At 46.6% G+C, this 15729-nt stretch carries 12 protein-coding genes; 5 read left to right on the forward strand and 7 right to left on the reverse strand.

What is annotated here, in order from left to right; translation table 11 throughout:
- Positions 1-49: 49 nt before the first annotated feature.
- From ACHFJ9_RS08635 to glnA, 5 genes are all read right to left on the reverse strand, one after another.
- Positions 50-2596, reverse strand: coding sequence for an EAL domain-containing protein (locus ACHFJ9_RS08635; RefSeq protein WP_395356508.1), 2547 nt, complete (start codon positions 2594-2596; stop codon positions 50-52).
- Between the two features lie 102 nt (positions 2597-2698).
- A complete protein-coding gene (gene glnG / locus ACHFJ9_RS08640) occupies positions 2699-4102 on the reverse strand; it encodes a nitrogen regulation protein NR(I) (protein ID WP_005395036.1) in 1404 nt (467 codons plus the stop codon).
- Between the two features lie 57 nt (positions 4103-4159).
- A complete protein-coding gene (gene glnL, locus ACHFJ9_RS08645) occupies positions 4160-5170 on the reverse strand; it encodes a nitrogen regulation protein NR(II) (protein ID WP_230198188.1) in 1011 nt (336 codons plus the stop codon).
- Between the two features lie 168 nt (positions 5171-5338).
- The gene (locus ACHFJ9_RS08650) at positions 5339-5920 is read right to left on the reverse strand and encodes a DUF4124 domain-containing protein (RefSeq protein ID WP_047009386.1); all 582 of its coding nucleotides are present in this window, start codon (positions 5918-5920) and stop codon (positions 5339-5341) included.
- Between the two features lie 196 nt (positions 5921-6116).
- Positions 6117-7526, reverse strand: coding sequence for a glutamate--ammonia ligase (glnA, locus tag ACHFJ9_RS08655; protein ID WP_005395023.1), 1410 nt, complete (start codon positions 7524-7526; stop codon positions 6117-6119).
- Positions 7527-8056: 530 nt separating this feature from the next.
- Between glnA and typA the strand changes: the two genes are divergently transcribed.
- Both typA and ACHFJ9_RS08665 read left to right on the forward strand, forming a co-directional pair.
- The gene (gene typA, locus ACHFJ9_RS08660) at positions 8057-9886 is read left to right on the forward strand and encodes a translational GTPase TypA (protein ID WP_046874152.1); all 1830 of its coding nucleotides are present in this window, start codon (positions 8057-8059) and stop codon (positions 9884-9886) included.
- A gap of 80 nt (positions 9887-9966) precedes the next feature.
- Positions 9967-10509 (forward strand): AAA family ATPase, encoded by a 543-nt coding sequence (locus ACHFJ9_RS08665; RefSeq protein ID WP_256951312.1) that lies wholly within the window; start codon positions 9967-9969, stop codon positions 10507-10509.
- A 31-nt stretch (positions 10510-10540) separates the two neighbouring features.
- Here ACHFJ9_RS08665 and ACHFJ9_RS08670 read toward each other — a convergent pair whose 3' ends face one another.
- Positions 10541-11182, reverse strand: a complete 642-nt coding sequence (locus tag ACHFJ9_RS08670; protein WP_031780441.1) for a DUF2959 domain-containing protein — start codon at positions 11180-11182, stop codon at positions 10541-10543.
- 34 nt (positions 11183-11216) lie between these two features.
- Here ACHFJ9_RS08670 and ACHFJ9_RS08675 point away from each other — a divergent pair, with 34 nt between their 5' ends.
- The 3 genes from ACHFJ9_RS08675 to ACHFJ9_RS08685 all read left to right on the forward strand — a co-directional run bounded on the left by ACHFJ9_RS08675 (position 11217) and on the right by ACHFJ9_RS08685 (position 13591).
- Positions 11217-12161, forward strand: a complete 945-nt coding sequence (locus tag ACHFJ9_RS08675; protein ID WP_005379281.1) for a virulence factor BrkB family protein — start codon at positions 11217-11219, stop codon at positions 12159-12161.
- Positions 12133-12567 carry a D-aminoacyl-tRNA deacylase gene (gene dtd, locus ACHFJ9_RS08680; RefSeq protein WP_005395005.1) on the forward strand — a complete coding sequence of 145 codons (435 nt, stop codon included), beginning with the start codon at positions 12133-12135 and terminating at the stop codon, positions 12565-12567. Before ACHFJ9_RS08675 ends, dtd begins: the two co-directional genes overlap by 29 nt.
- 106 nt (positions 12568-12673) lie before the next feature.
- On the forward strand, positions 12674-13591 hold the full coding sequence (locus tag ACHFJ9_RS08685) for a bifunctional GNAT family N-acetyltransferase/hotdog fold thioesterase (protein WP_005395003.1): 918 nt from the start codon (positions 12674-12676) through the stop codon (positions 13589-13591).
- A 12-nt stretch (positions 13592-13603) separates the two neighbouring features.
- Here the strand turns inward: ACHFJ9_RS08685 and ACHFJ9_RS08690 are convergent, their stop codons facing one another.
- Complete coding sequence (locus ACHFJ9_RS08690) at positions 13604-15697, reverse strand: AsmA family protein (RefSeq protein ID WP_395356514.1); 2094 nt, start codon at positions 15695-15697, stop codon at positions 13604-13606.
- Positions 15698-15729: the final 32 nt, after the last annotated feature.

Here is a 15729-nt window from a genome sequence, read left to right on the forward strand (position 1 = left end):
TAGATTGTCAGTAGAGGATGACTAGGAAATCAACGATTCTCGCTCTTTTCTACTTCATGTTAACCAAATGTGTTGGCCACTCTTCTAGTGGCATTGGACGGCTGTAATAGAAGCCTTGCACTTGGTTGCAGCCTAAAGAGCGCAGTAATTGTGCTTGATTGCTATCCTCTACGCCTTCTGCGACGACATTGGTTTTGAGGCCAGCGGTGATATTGATGACCGCAGCAACGACCGAACTGTCTAAGTTTTCTTGCGTGAGTTGATTGATGAAGGTGCGATCAATCTTCAAACAAGTAAATGGCAGTGAATGAAGATAACCCAGTGATGAGTAACCGGTACCGAAATCATCGATCGCGATACCAATCCCCATATCACGCAGTTTGGTCATATTTTCCAGTGTGGTTGGTGCGCTATCAATAATGCGCGACTCGGTGATCTCCAGTGTTAGGTTACTGGTGGGTAATTTTGTGATATCCAACACGTTGGTCACTGTATCGACAAAATCAGGGCAGGACAGTTGATTAACGGAGATGTTCACATGCAGTTGGAAGTCTGATGGCCACTGATTACTTTGAATGGCTTGGTATGTATCGCGGCAAGCTTGTAACAGAATTTGTTGGCCAATGGCTTTGATCATGCCGCTTTCTTCTGCGATTGGAATAAAATCTAGTGGTGACACCATTCCTAAGTCACTGTGCCAGCGCGCCAGCGCTTCTGCGCCACACACATTACCACTAGCGAGATCCACAATAGGTTGATAATGAGGGACAAATTCTTGGTTTTCGATGCCAGTTTGAATCTTAGTCAGCATTTGGGTGCGGAACTTTGAAGCGCTTGCCAGTTCAGGGCTGTAATGACAGACACCGGTCAGTGAGTCTTGCTTGGCGTAGCTTAATGCGATGCTGGCGTTGCGAAGCCACAGCGGCATGGTTTCATTTGGTTGGGTTTGCACAATGCCAAGTGAAATCTTCATCACTACATTCTCACCTTCCACCATAAATGGGGTGGAAAAGAGTTGCTGTAATCGACGCTCGGTTTGTTTAACTTTGGCTTCCGTATCGGCGTTTGAGAGAAACACTGCGAACTCATCACCGCCAATCCGAGCCAGTAACGCGTTATCACTAAACTCTTGTTTTAGCCTTTCTGCGATGCTGACCAACAGTTGATCACCGTTATGATGACCCACACTGTCGTTGATATCTCTAAATTTGTTGATACCAAGTAAAAATAAACTGCCGTGGCACAGGTGAGATTGGTTCTCACAGATTTCGACCAAGCCCTGACGACTGTATAAGCGTGTCAGAGAGTCATAAACCAACTGCTCACGCAACGCTTTAAATGAGGCTCTGAGGTTACTCGTCATCTCATTAAAGGCATGCACAAGTACCGTTGTCTCATACACATAACCAGGTTTTGGCATACTGCTGTCCCAATCGCCATTCGCAAGGTGTTGGGCGGCGTCGGCCGTCGCGTTAATCGGTCTGGTGACTCGGTTGAAAATGATCCAACTGATGGCGATACCAAATAAGCTGACGATAAACCCGACCAGCCAACTCTTTTGTTGGCTTTTCGGCAATGTACCCAGCAACTCGGATTCAGATATAGAGGTGCCAATAAACCATGTTAAACCGTTTTGATCTCGGTATGGGGTTAGTCGGCTGAAAATACGTTGGCCGTCATGCTCAAATGAAAAGGTGTAAGGTTGCTTAGTATTGTTGAGATCAAACGACCGAACGCGGCTCGCACTGATTTTGATGATCGGATCTGCGTTTTCAGCCGCAAACAAACGCTGCCCTTTATCAGAAAACTTTGTGCCCCATGAGATAACGCTTCCCGGGCCTGAGTGAGCGATTAAACGATGATCTGGGTCCATGATGTAGACCGAAGCTTTGGTGTTGTATTTTAACTCGCGCAGAAATTCGTTGAATGTATTGATACGAATGTCTGTCACCAAAACGCCAGCAAATTGGTCGTGTTTATACACCGGTGTCATGGCTGACAGCGTAATATCCTGGCGTTCATCGGCATTCGTATAAATCTCAGACCACATCGAGGTTTGAGTCTCAGCGACGGGCGTATACCATGGGCGAGTGCGAGGATCGTATGGAGAGATAACTGTTCGAATGCTATTACTCACATGGTTGGTGCCATAAATAATCAGATCACCATCGGTATATCGATCTTGAACCATTAAGGTGTAATCATCGGAGAGCTCGCGGCGGAACCCGGCAAAGTCACCGCTTTCTGAACCAAATGCGATGACATCCAACTGCGGTATCGATTGGTAAAGGTTTTTGAATGCACTCAGCAGGTAGCTTTGAATATCTGAGGTGTCGTGAGGGTGATAAAGGTTGTGATAGCTGACGTTATGCGCGAGAGCCATAACCGCAGTAAACGGCTTGCGCAGATAGCTATTAAGGTGGTCGTGGACACTTTCGGTTAACACGGAAAGTTGTTTGTCGCTGATATCTGTGACCACTTCTTCGTAGCTTTGTTTTTGGACGTAGACAATGACACCGATCGCCAGTAAGAAGATCATGACAAATGGAATGAGAACAGCGGTACGCAGTGTAATTTGAGTCGTAGCAGTAGACATTGCCTAATCACATAGATGGTGGTGCGCCACAATTGTACTGATATTTTTGTTAATATCGAGTGACAAACGACTCTCGTTGTTAACGCACCACGTAAGTGATTGTCAGTACAATTCTTTTAATTTTCTGGTAAGCGTGTTTCGCCCCCAGCCTAATACTTTAGCGGCATCTTGCTTGTGACCTTTAGTGTGCTCCAAAGCTGCCTCTAATAAAATGCGCTCAAATTCTGGTAAAGCATAAGAAAGCAGTTCTTTATCTCCTGCCGCGAGTGATTGACGTGCCCAATCCGCCAATTGTTCTTGCCAGCTGCCATGTTCAGAGTCCGAAATGGATTTTTTCTCTTCGAGCAGTTCGCTTGGTAAGTCGTTTGGCAATACCTCGCTACCACTGGCCATGACGGTTAACCAACGGCAAATATTCTCTAATTGACGCACGTTGCCCGGCCAATCAAGGCGGTTAAGAATTTCAACGGTCGACGGATGCAGAGTTTTGGTTTCGACCCCCAGCTCATCAGCCGCTCGGATAAGAAAATGCTGCGTAAGTTTTTCGATGTCCTGCTTACGTTCACGCAATGCCGGAATCTGCACTCGAATCACGTTCAAGCGATGGAATAAGTCTTCACGGAAATCGCCTTCATGCACCAGCTTTTCTAAATTCTGGTGTGTTGCCGCGACAATCCTTACGTCGACGCTGATTGGGGAGTGACCGCCCACTCGATAAAACTGTCCGTCGGCCAGAACACGCAGCAAACGGGTTTGAATATCTAACGGCATGTCACCGATTTCGTCTAAAAATAGGGTGCCGCCATTGGCTTGTTCGAATCGACCCTGACGAACATTGTTCGCCCCGGTAAATGCCCCTTTTTCATGACCAAACAACTCTGACTCAATCAGATCTTTGGGAATCGCCGCCATATTGAGTGCAATAAAAGGTTTGTTGGCGCGAGGACTATGGCGGTGCAACGCATGAGCAACGAGCTCTTTACCCGTGCCCGATTCACCGTTAATCAATACTGAAATTGAGGAGCGAGAAAGACGACCAATGGCTCGAAATACTTCTTGCATGGCTGGCGCTTCACCGATGATTTCTGGCGTTTCCGCAGGAATGTCTTCTGGAGAGAGTTGCTCACGTTTATTTTCGTGACTGTGTGCAATCGCTCGTTCAACCAGAGTTAAGGTTTCATCGATATCAAAAGGTTTTGGTAAGTATTCAAAGGCGCCTTTTTGGTACGCATTCACTGCCGCATCCAAATCCGAGTGGGCGGTCATGATAATCACGGGAAGGTCTGGGTAATCGCGCTGTACTTGTTTTAGCAGCTCTAATCCATCAATGCCCGGCATGCGAATGTCCGATACCAGCACATCTGGTACTTCGCGTTCGAGCGCCATCAAAACGCTTTCCCCATCGGCATAGGTTTCGCATTTTATGTTGGCAGAGGAGAGCGTTTTCTCCATCACCCAGCGAATGGAACTGTCGTCATCAACGACCCAAACATATCCTTTACTCATGTAGTAATCCTTGCAGCAAACCGAAAAATTGATGCGACTTGAAGTCCATTAGCGCAATCAGATCGGCAAATAAATAGTAAATGTTGTGTGACCAGGCCAGCTTTCTACGTCTATTTTTCCATTGTGCTGGTCGATCAAATTTTGTGAAATAGACAGCCCTAATCCAGTTCCTCCCTCGCGGCCACTGACCATGGGATAGAACAGCGTGTCTTGTAGTTCCGGTGGAATACCTGGGCCGTTGTCTGTGATTTCGACACGCGCAGCGAGTTTACAGCGTTTGCCGTGAATATTAGCTTGATGCACCGTTCTGGTGCGAATGGTGATTTTACCGTGTTCTTGATGGCTAAGAATTTGCGCCGCATTACTGACGATATTAAGCATCGCCTGTTCGATTTGGTCCGCATCCATCAAAATTTCTGGCAAGCTCGGGTCGTAATCACGTTCAATCACGATTGAACGTTGCGATTCTAGTTCAACCAACTGGCGGACCTTTTCCAGAATTTGATGCAAGTTTTCTTGTGTCTTCTTACCTGGCTTTTGTGGCCCGAGTAATCGATCAACGAGCGCTCTTAAACGGTCGGCTTGCTCAATAATGATGTGCGTATACTCGGTGAGAGAGGGATCTGGCAGCATTTTTTCTAGCAATTGCGCTGCACCACGTAATCCACCTAGCGGGTTTTTGATCTCATGTGCAAGCCCTCGGACTAACAGTTTCGCCGCTTGTTGCTGGGCGTGCTGGTTCAGTTCTTGAGAGAGTCGGCGCTGTTGATCAATTTTGCGCATCTCGACGAGTAACATCAGTTGTTTTTGCCAAGTGATTGGGCTAACTGTCACCTCTAGCATTAAGGGGCGGCCATCAACAACGAAAGTGACGTCACTGTCGGTGATGCTTTGGCCACTTTGCAATGGTTGAGTGAGCAGCGCGAGATCCAGCGACGCATGTTGAATCAATTGAGAAAGCGATTGTTCAACAATACGTTTCGCGCTTTGAGAAAACAGCAACTCGGCAGCCGGATTGGCATAACGGATAGCCAATCCATCATCAAGAATCAGTGTTGCTGTCACCATGTTGTTAAGAATGGCACTAGGAAGACTGGTATCCACATTACGTCCTTGTTTTGCTTTAAGATTGTGCGTTGCACAATAATGGTGCAATTGAACGTTAAGTATGGCGAATAAATCTCAGAAGAAAAAGTGAAAAGCACCGCAGTGATGCTATTTTTTTCACCAGATATTCTATTTTGCCCCTTTTACGGTCGGCTTAACACTTGCTCTATGTAAATGCACCGTTATAGGGCTAGTAGATGCAATAAGCTTGCCGCTTCTTTTCGCGTGCACGGCCAGTGTGTGGGTGCCTCGGTCAATATTGTTTAACTGCCACATCATATGGCTTTGTGGCGCACCATAAGGTTTTCCGTCGAGCAGCAGTTGCAACTGTTCGCCGATACCAAGCTTGCGATTGGTTTCCAGTTGAATATTGATGATGCCTCGGTTGCTGCGGATGGTTTCGTTATGTTGAGGAGTCAGCATCGAGAGCTTTAATGGGAGAGGTTTATCGGTTTTCTTTTCCGGCTTGTCTTGTGGCTCTTTCGATGGCTTGGTCTGAGGGGCGAGTGATTCCGTGCTTTCTACCTTAGGAGCGGGTGCGCTGGCTTCAAGGTTTGGCAGCGCGATGGCTTTTGCACCTTGGTTTGGCGTATCACTAAAATGAACCACGCCATTTTTATCTACCCATGTATAAGCAACCTGCGCTGATGCGATGGAGGCGATTAACAATCCGCTGAGAGCACATAGCGATGGAATAAGCTGAACTTTCATTGCTCACCTTCTTTTGATCGATGATTTCACGTTTCAATGGCTTAGCTCTTTGACCTACAAGGTAAAAAGTCCAAGCGTATTTTTATTATCCCCTCATGTTAAACGTCGAATCTTGACTGACGAATACAAAAAAGGCCCGCCTGCGAGGCGAGCCTAATATTTTGTTGCTGTGTTTACATTTTACACAGTGTCGACCTTATACAGAGTAGTAAAGTTCGAACTCAACTGGGTGAGTTGTCATGTTCACGCGCTCTACATCCTGAGATTTCAGCTCGATGTAAGAGTCGATGAAGTCGTCAGAGAATACACCACCCGCTGTTAGGAATTCACGATCAGCATCTAGCTCTGCTAGTGCGTCTTTCAGTGAGTATGCAACCGTTGGGATTTCTGCTGCTTCTTCTGCTGGTAGATCGTAAAGGTCTTTATCCATTGCTTCGCCTGGGTGGATCTTGTTCTTAATACCGTCAAGACCAGCCATTAGCATTGATGCAAAGCATAGGTATGGGTTAGCCGCTGGGTCACCGAAACGAACTTCGATACGACGTGCTTTCGGGCTTGGTACCACAGGGATACGGATAGAAGCAGAGCGGTTACGTGCAGAGTAAGCAAGCATAACTGGCGCTTCGAAGCCTGGTACAAGACGTTTGTACGAGTTTGTTGATGGGTTAGCAAATGCGTTGATTGCACGAGCGTGTTTGATGATACCGCCAATGTAGTAAAGCGCCATTTCAGATAGACCGCCGTACTTGTCACCAGCAAATAGGTTTACACCATCTTTCGCTAGAGATTGGTGAACGTGCATACCGCTACCGTTGTCACCAACAAGTGGTTTAGGCATGAACGTCGCTGTTTTACCAAACGCGTGAGCAACGTTGTGTACAACGTACTTGTAGATTTGGATTTCGTCAGCTTTGGTTGTTAGCGTGTTGAAACGAGTTGCGATTTCGTTTTGACCCGCTGTTGCCACTTCGTGGTGGTGTGCTTCAACAACAAGACCCATCTCTTCCATTACTAGACACATAGCAGAACGGATATCTTGAGATGAATCCACTGGAGCTACAGGGAAGTAACCACCTTTAACGCCTGGACGGTGACCTTTGTTACCTTCTTCGTAATCAGAACCTGTGTTCCATGCTGCTTCTACGTCATCGATCTTGAAGAAAGAGCCTGACATGTCAGTCGCGAATTTCACGTCGTCAAATAGGAAGAATTCTGGCTCAGGACCGATAAGTACAGTATCTGCAACGCCAGTAGAGCGCATGAAGTCTTCAGCGCGTTTTGCGATAGAACGTGGGTCACGGTCGTAGCCTTGCATTGTTGCTGGCTCTAAGATGTCACAACGGATATTTAGTGTTGCGTCTTCCGTGAATGGGTCAAGCACAGCAGAAGATGCGTCAGGCATCATTACCATGTCTGATTCGTTGATACCTTTCCAGCCAGCAACTGATGAACCATCGAACATTTTACCTTCTTCGAAGAAGTCTGCGTCGATTTGGTGAGCAGGGATCGAAATGTGCTGCTCTTTACCTTTTGTATCAGTGAAGCGTAGGTCAACAAACTTAACTTCGTTTTCTTGGATCAGCGATAGAACGTTTTCTACTGACATCTTGGATAACCTCCAGTGTTAATAAGCGGTAAAAGCTCGATTTATGAATTATTCATGAAACCTGGCATTGATTAATCAATTTGACTTTTCATTAATCGATGCTGTTTTAACTAAAGCCAAAACCGTGCCAAAAAAAATATTCCATTAATTTCAAGCAATTGTGTTTTTTGGCGCTAGCTTGGTGCAGATGATTGCACCAAAATGATCTTTACTTGCACTATTGTGGTGCGGAAAATAATTATTGCACCATAATGTGACAGGCGCATTGCTTATTCAGCCCAGTTTTTGAGCAAGAGTCAATTTGAATTATGCATCGATTGGAATAAAGTTGCGTTTAATCAATTCGTTCTGAGGAAGAAAATGGGCATTAAGCGTAAAAATCGCAGAAATGCTCGGGAGTAGATCACATATTTCTAGGCTTTTTGCTAAAATCTGGTACATTATGGCCGTTTTTTTAATCAGCAAATGTCGCCAGAGAGCACCCGTTCTCAGCGTGGGGGCATTTCATCTATCTAAGTGAATCAATATCCATGGCTACTCCACAGATTGATAAATTAAGAAATATCGCGATCATCGCGCACGTTGACCACGGTAAAACCACGTTGGTTGACAAGCTGCTACAACAATCAGGCACGCTTGAGTCTCGCGGTGAAGCTGAAGAGCGAGTCATGGACTCGAACGACATCGAGAAAGAGCGCGGTATTACCATTCTTGCTAAAAACACAGCAATCGACTGGAACGATTACCGTATCAACATCGTAGATACCCCGGGACACGCGGACTTCGGTGGCGAAGTTGAACGTATCATGTCGATGGTAGACTCTGTACTACTTATCGTTGACGCGGTTGATGGTCCAATGCCTCAAACGCGTTTCGTAACACAAAAAGCGTTTGCTCATGGTCTAAAACCAATCGTTGTTATCAACAAGATTGACCGCCCTGGCGCACGTCCTGATTGGGTTATGGACCAAGTGTTCGACCTATTCGACAACCTAGGTGCTTCTGACGAACAGTTAGACTTTAAAGTGGTTTACGCTTCTGCTCTTAACGGTTGGGCTTCTCTAGAAGAAGGCGAAACTGGAGAGAACATGGAACCGCTATTCGAAACTATCGTTGGCGAAGTAGCTGCGCCAGAAGTTGACCTAGATGGTCCACTACAGATGCAAATCTCTCAGTTGGATTACAGCTCTTACGTTGGCGTTATCGGCGTTGGCCGTGTAACTCGTGGTAGCGTTAAGCCAAACCAGCAAGTAACGGTTGTTGGTGCAGACGGCAAAACTCGCAACGGTAAAGTGGGCACAGTAATGGGCTACCTAGGCCTAGAGCGTCACGAAGTTGAGCAAGCTAACGCGGGTGATATCATTGCAATCACTGGTCTTGGCGAGCTTAAAATCTCTGACACTATCTGTGCACAAAACGCAGTAGAAGCTCTACCAGCACTGTCTGTTGATGAACCAACAGTAACCATGACGTTCCAAGTAAACACGTCTCCATTCGCTGGTAAAGAAGGTAAGTTCGTCACTTCACGTAACATCCTTGAGCGTCTAGAGAAGGAACTGGTACACAACGTTGCACTGCGCGTTGAGCAAACAGACGATCCAGACAAATTCCGCGTATCAGGCCGTGGTGAGCTTCACCTGTCTATCCTGATCGAAAACATGCGTCGTGAAGGCTTCGAGCTTGCCGTATCTCGTCCAGAAGTAATCATCAAAGAAGAAGATGGTCAGCTAATGGAACCGTTTGAAACGGTAACTATCGACGTAATGGAAGAGCACCAAGGCGGTATCATGGAGAATATCGGCCTACGTAAAGGTGAGCTGAAAGATATGGCTCCAGACGGTAAAGGCCGTGTACGTATGGACTTCATCATGCCATCTCGTGGTCTGATCGGCTTCCAAACGGAATTCATGACACTGACTTCTGGTTCTGGTCTTCTATACCATACGTTTGACCACTACGGCCCACACAAAGGCGGTAACATCGGTCAGCGTATCAACGGTGTTCTGATTGCTAACGCTGCGGGTAAAGCGCTAACTAACGCACTGTTCAACCTTCAAGAACGTGGTCGTCTATTTATCGGTCACGGTGTGGAAGTTTACGAAGGCATGGTTATCGGTATTCACAGCCGCGACAACGACCTAACAGTAAACGCACTGAAAGGTAAGCAGCTAACCAACGTTCGTGCATCTGGTACAGATGACGCACAGGTTCTAACTCCGCCAATCATCATGACGCTAGAGCAAGCGCTTGAGTTCATCGATGACGACGAGCTAGTAGAAGTAACACCTGAAAGCATCCGTATCCGTAAGAAATTCCTAACGGAAAGCGATCGTAAACGTGCTTCTCGTGGCGCGAAATAACTTTCGTTAAGCGATTCAATTAAGAAGAAGCCCTGAGTTATGCTCAGGGTTTTTTGTATCTAGAGAATGAAAATATCAGCATGAAGCCAATCGTGATTACTGGTGGCCCTGGTGCGGGGAAAACCACCCTACTGAATGCATTAGAGCGGCAAGGGTATGCGACGTTTGTAGAGAGCTCTCGTACGCTAATTGAACAGCAAAACCAGTTAGACGACGGTATCTTGCCGTGGACGAACCTGCCTGAGTTTGCTCAATTGTGTCTCGACTTGATGAGCAAGCAAAAGAGTGATGCGCGTTGTCATGACGTTGCGTTTGTTGATCGCGCCATCCCAGACATCATTGCTTACTTACAAGTGGGCGGTTGTAAGGTTGACCAAGCTTTCTTAACCGAAAGTGCTGGGTACCATAGTCAGGTGTTTACTTGTCGACCTGAAGCATCCATTTACGTGCAAGATGAAGTGCGTCCACACAGCTTTGAAGAAGCATTGGAGATTCATCAATCCTTAGTGGATATCTATGCTGAGTTGGGTTACGAAGTGGTAGAAGTGCCATGGGGCAGTGTGCTAGAACGAGTAGGCTTTGTTCGAAGAGTCATCGGTTTAGTTGGTGAGGTCACAGACTAAAACCTCCTCGCTAGGAGGAGGTTTGAATCATTTACTTTTGATTGAGCTTTTGTAGGAATTTATCAGACTCTGCAATCGCTTCGTTCATCTGTTTGATGGCAAACTGAATGTCTTTCTCTAGACTAGAAAATTCACCTTGTAGAGAGCCAATCGCACTCGCGTTAAGGTTGTGTTTCAAGTACAACGTGTTGTCGCGCAGTGTATTTAGTACCGGCGTCATCTTTTTCTCTGCACGCTTCATTGCGCTAAGCATGGTTTTGTACGAGGCTTTGGTTTCACGTAGCTTTTGCTCGCTTGAACGGCGCAATTTCGCGCTCGAGTACAGCTCTAGTTCGTCTTGCCATTCATCGAACAGTGCGCCGGAAACGTCTTCAATCGCAGCAATGCGGTCACGAACGTCTTGCGCCGCTTTTTCGCTGTCTTCGTACTTGTCATTGATTTTGTTGTAGACACTTTCTAGCTCACCACCATCAAAATTAGTGATCGCAGATAAGGCTTCGAGCGCACTGGTGAATTCTTCTTGTGCATCTTGTTGAGATTCTTTGGCATCTTCAACGCGGTCGACCATAATATCTCGTTTATGGTACCCAACTTGCTCCATCGCTGAGTAATAAGCAGATTGACACCCTGTTAAAGTGAAAATTGATAGTACAATTGCTAATAAATAAGGCATTCTTATGTCCTCGACGCTAATTATGGGATGAACTATGAACCAGTTATCAGAGAGTTACAAGGCAAGATTAATCAATCTACTGCCAAGTTGCGTCGCGTTTTTTAAGTATCTTCTTAAGCGATTAACGCATGATCGCGTCAATGTGAACGCGGGCTATCTTGCCTACATTACCTTGTTATCCATTGTGCCAATGCTGACGGTATTGTTATCAATATTGTCGAAATTTCCCGTTTTTGCGAACGTCGGTGAGGTGTTGCAAGGCTACATTATTGAGAATTTTGTTCCGGCATCTGGGGAAGCTGTACATACGGCATTGCAGGAATTTGTGGCGAATACGGGCAAAATGAGCGCGGTTGGCGGTGGGTTTTTATTCATTGCTGCAGTCATGCTGATTTCGAACATTGATAAGAACTTAAACTACATTTGGCGAGTTAAAGATAAGCGCCGTTTAGTCTTTTCATTCTCTATGTATTGGATGGTACTCACGTTAGGGCCGATCATGGTCGGTGCGAGTATCGCGGCTACATCGTACGTGACCTCACTGCAAATTTTAGAGAACGAGACATTATCTGGTGCGTTCAATCTGTTTTTACGTTGGTTACCGCTGTTGTTGTCTTTTTTCGCTTTCCTTGGCTTATATATTCTGGTGCCGAATAAAAAAGTGCACCTGGCTCATGGCGCGATGGGGGCAGCAGTCGCTGCGATACTGTTCGAATTAAGTAAAAAGGGCTTTGCACTCTACATCACGCAGTTCCCATCTTATCAGCTCATTTACGGCGCGTTAGCCGCGATTCCTATCTTGTTTGTTTGGGTGTATTTATGCTGGATGATCGTGTTATTGGGTGCGGAAGTCACAGCTGCGCTTGGTGAGCGAGAGCACTGGAGTGAAGATTTAGACATGATACACTCGACCGCTGAATCTCAGTTAACAGATGAAGGAAGCGAGAGTAGTGATAGCGCTAATTCAACGAGTCAGTGAAGCTGCCGTCCGTGTAGATGGTGAAGTCGTAGGGGAAATTGAACGTGGTCTGCTGGTCTTATTAGGAGTAGAGAAAGACGACGATGAGGCCAAAGCAAAACGCTTGATGGAGCGTGTTACGACCTACCGCGTGTTCGAAGATGATGAAGGTAAGATGAACCTGAACGTCAAACAGGTAGAAGGCAAAGTGCTGGTGGTTTCTCAATTTACGTTACCTGCGGATACAAAAAAAGGCACTCGTGCTGGCTTTTCTCGCGGTGCGCATCCTGCTGATGCTGAGCGCTTGTATGATTACTTTTCTGATTTGTGTGAACAAGTTTTACCCACACAGCGTGGCCGCTTCGCTGCCGATATGAAAGTGTCCTTAGTGAATGACGGTCCGGTGACGTTTTGGTTGCAGGTCTAGTCTGGTAACACAAGCGCCATGGTCTAAGCTTTAACTCCAAGCTCATGGAATTGGCTTGGAGTGATTTTCCCGACATTTATTAGTGTTGTGCTTTCAAAGGATTGATATGTTCAAACTCATTACTCCCAAAACCGATAATCAGATAAACAAGTATTATCAGTTTCGCTGGCAACTGCTTCGTGAGCCATGGCGTATGCCAATTGGCTCTGAACGCGATGAATACGATGAAATGAGCCATCACCGTATGATTGTTGATGGCCGAGGTCGTCCTATGGCGATCGGTCGTTTATACATTACGCCGGATAATGATGGCCAAATCCGCTATATGGCGGTTAAAAATAATCGCCGCAGTAAAGGTATGGGCTCGCTGGTTCTGGTCGCGCTAGAGTCGTTAGCACGCCAAGAAGGGGCGAAGCGCTTGGTGTGTAATGCCCGTGAAGATGCCATCGCCTTTTACGAGAAAAATGGCTTTGAGCGTCGTGGTGAACTGACCGACGAGCGCGGTCCTGTGCGTCACCAACAAATGGTGAAACCATTGGATCCGATGGCGAATGTGTTGCGTCGCCCAGAATGGTGCACTGAACTTCAGCAGCGCTGGGAGCAACAGATCCCAATTAGCGACAAAATGGGGATAAAAATCAACCAGTACACGGGTTACCAGTTTGAATGCTGCGCGCAACTTAATCCAAACCTTAATCCGCATAACACCATGTTTGCGGGATCGGCTTTTACTTTAGCCACCTTGACGGGGTGGGGTATGACGTGGCTGCTGCTTAAAGAGCGCGGTTTGCATGGTGATATTGTATTGGCCGACAGCTCGATTCGTTATCGTCAACCAGTCGAACAAAACCCCGTGGCGAGTACTTCGTTGGATGGGATCAGTGGTGACCTAGATCGATTGGAGTCAGGGCGCAAAGCACGCATCGTCATTCACGTGGTGATTTATAGTGGCGACACGCCAGCCGTAGATTTTGTTGGTACCTATATGCTGATACCGAACTATTCGCAATTACTCAGTTGTTAATGAGAGGGCGCCTTACTGATCTGTAGGGCGCTTATTCTTTTCGCTTTCTTGCTCTGTCGGTGGGAGGATTTGTTCCTCTGCGGTGGGATCAGTGACAGATGCTTCGTCTTCTTCGACAATTTCTTCGGAAAATTCTTCCTCTTGAATCTCCACCTTGATGTTATCAATCGTAGTTGGCAGCTCCATGGCTGATTCACTTGTTTGTGGAGTACTTTCAACATCAGCCGGTTCTTTTGGAGCTGGTGCTTTTAAACACTCATTATGATGGATTTCGCCACTGAGTAGATCGCCTTCAACGCTCCCGCACGACTCTTTCCATTGATAAACAATGCCACTTAGCGGGTTGTTGGCCATATCAAACTCGCCCCAAACCCTACCACTCATAGCTTTCCCTGAAATGGTGACTGGTTCTATGGCGACTTCCCCTCGTTGTGCGGTTAAACGCAGCGGACTTAAGGTAATGGCTTTGAGCGAATGATTCGCTTGGGACTTTAAACGGGTATCTCGTAGGTTGGCTTCCACTTCACCCGATAAGCTGTAGGCCAGCATGTTGCGATCACCTGATAACCCTTGTAGATCGAGGCTGAGATCGGAAAGACCATCAATAGCCAGTGTGTCGGGTAAATAATCGTGGAAGAGTGATAAGGGAATGCCATCGGCATTGAGGTTGAGTGCCCAAGGCTGACTCGGAGTACTTAGGTCTATCTGTCCGACGCCTTCAACGTAGCCTTGCTCGAGTGGTGCAAAAAGGCGTGTCAGTTGCCAAAAGCCATTCTCACTTTGCATGGCAAGTGCAGCATGAGACGTGAGCACTTGGTTATAACTGGCGTTGACAACGCTGACTTCCAGATCGCCATGCCAAAGGCCCCAACGTTGATTGACCTGTTTAAGATCAAGCTGTTGCCCTTCGATGTTTAAACCGGAGAACTGCCAATAAGGTTTGTGAGATAGCTGAATGATTTGGCTGCGCTCGATGTCGAGTCGTTGGACTGTGACATGATCTAACTTACTGATGGCGGCGTGCCACCAGTTTTGGTTATCTTCAGGTTGTATTGCCCACTTGAGGCCTTGAATGGAGGCTTCTTCGAGTTGCCATTGCGTTGGAGTGAACACCCCAGAGACCTGCACACGACCTTGCTGCCAATCTAAGCTGAGCTCGTTGAGCTGGATTTTTCCAGGCTCTATAACAGCACTTAAACGCGGCTCTATTGCGGTTTGCTGTTGGAATTGGACGCTATCCGCCTGCAATGAAACTTGAGCCGTTGTCTCCCAGGGAGACAGTGGCAGTGTGGCGTTTTCTACGGAGAGCTCTAAGTTTTGCCAGTGCCAATCGCCCCATTCAATATCGGCGTTCAGTAAGTCTAAGCTATTTATGTGATTAATCTTGAATGGTATTGCTTGCCAAGGTTTAGCAAGCAGTGATTGGAGTTGGATATGATTGAGTTGCAACTTATTGATGGTCACATTCACTAAAGACCAGCCTTGTGGATACTGCTCGCCTTGCCCTGAAATTTGACTGTTACGCCAGTTAAATGAAGTGCCATAGAGCGTACTGTCTTGCGGTTTGTAGTCCATGTCGACCAAGACCTGATTAAAGGCTTCGCCATTCCAATAGATCTGGTCGGCTGCAAGTTGAACCTCGCCATATGGTATTAACTGGCCATTCCATTGTGGTGATTGAATTTGAAGGTCAATGCCATTACCAGAAAACTGCTCGTCGGCGTAATCAATATTTTTGAGCGCGATTTGATGGAATAAAACGTTATCTAAAGGCGGGAGCTTTGGCGCGCCATACTGCAAATTAAGTCCATCAATCAATAAGCTATCAACGATCCATTTACCATCGCGATAAACATCGGGATTCATCCATAAATCGACTTGCTCGATGTAAGAGCCGTCGTCTACGTTTGTGTTCACACCCTGTAAAGTTAGGTGGTAGGGAAAATCGTAACGCACGCTTTCTGCTTGAAAGGGCAGGGAGAGGCTGTTTGATAGTAGACGCCAAGTTGCATCGGCGTAAGATGTTGTTAACAGCGCAATCATAGTGGCCGGAATGGCAACTAAGATAACCAGTAACAGAATTAGAACTCGACGCGCTGTTTTCATCCCTGCTAGAACCTACGTTTGCTATTAAATAA

Origin of the sequence: Vibrio sp. D3 (assembly GCF_043995865.1) — a bacterium.
Taxonomy (GTDB): Bacteria; Pseudomonadota; Gammaproteobacteria; order Enterobacterales; family Vibrionaceae; genus Vibrio; species Vibrio diabolicus.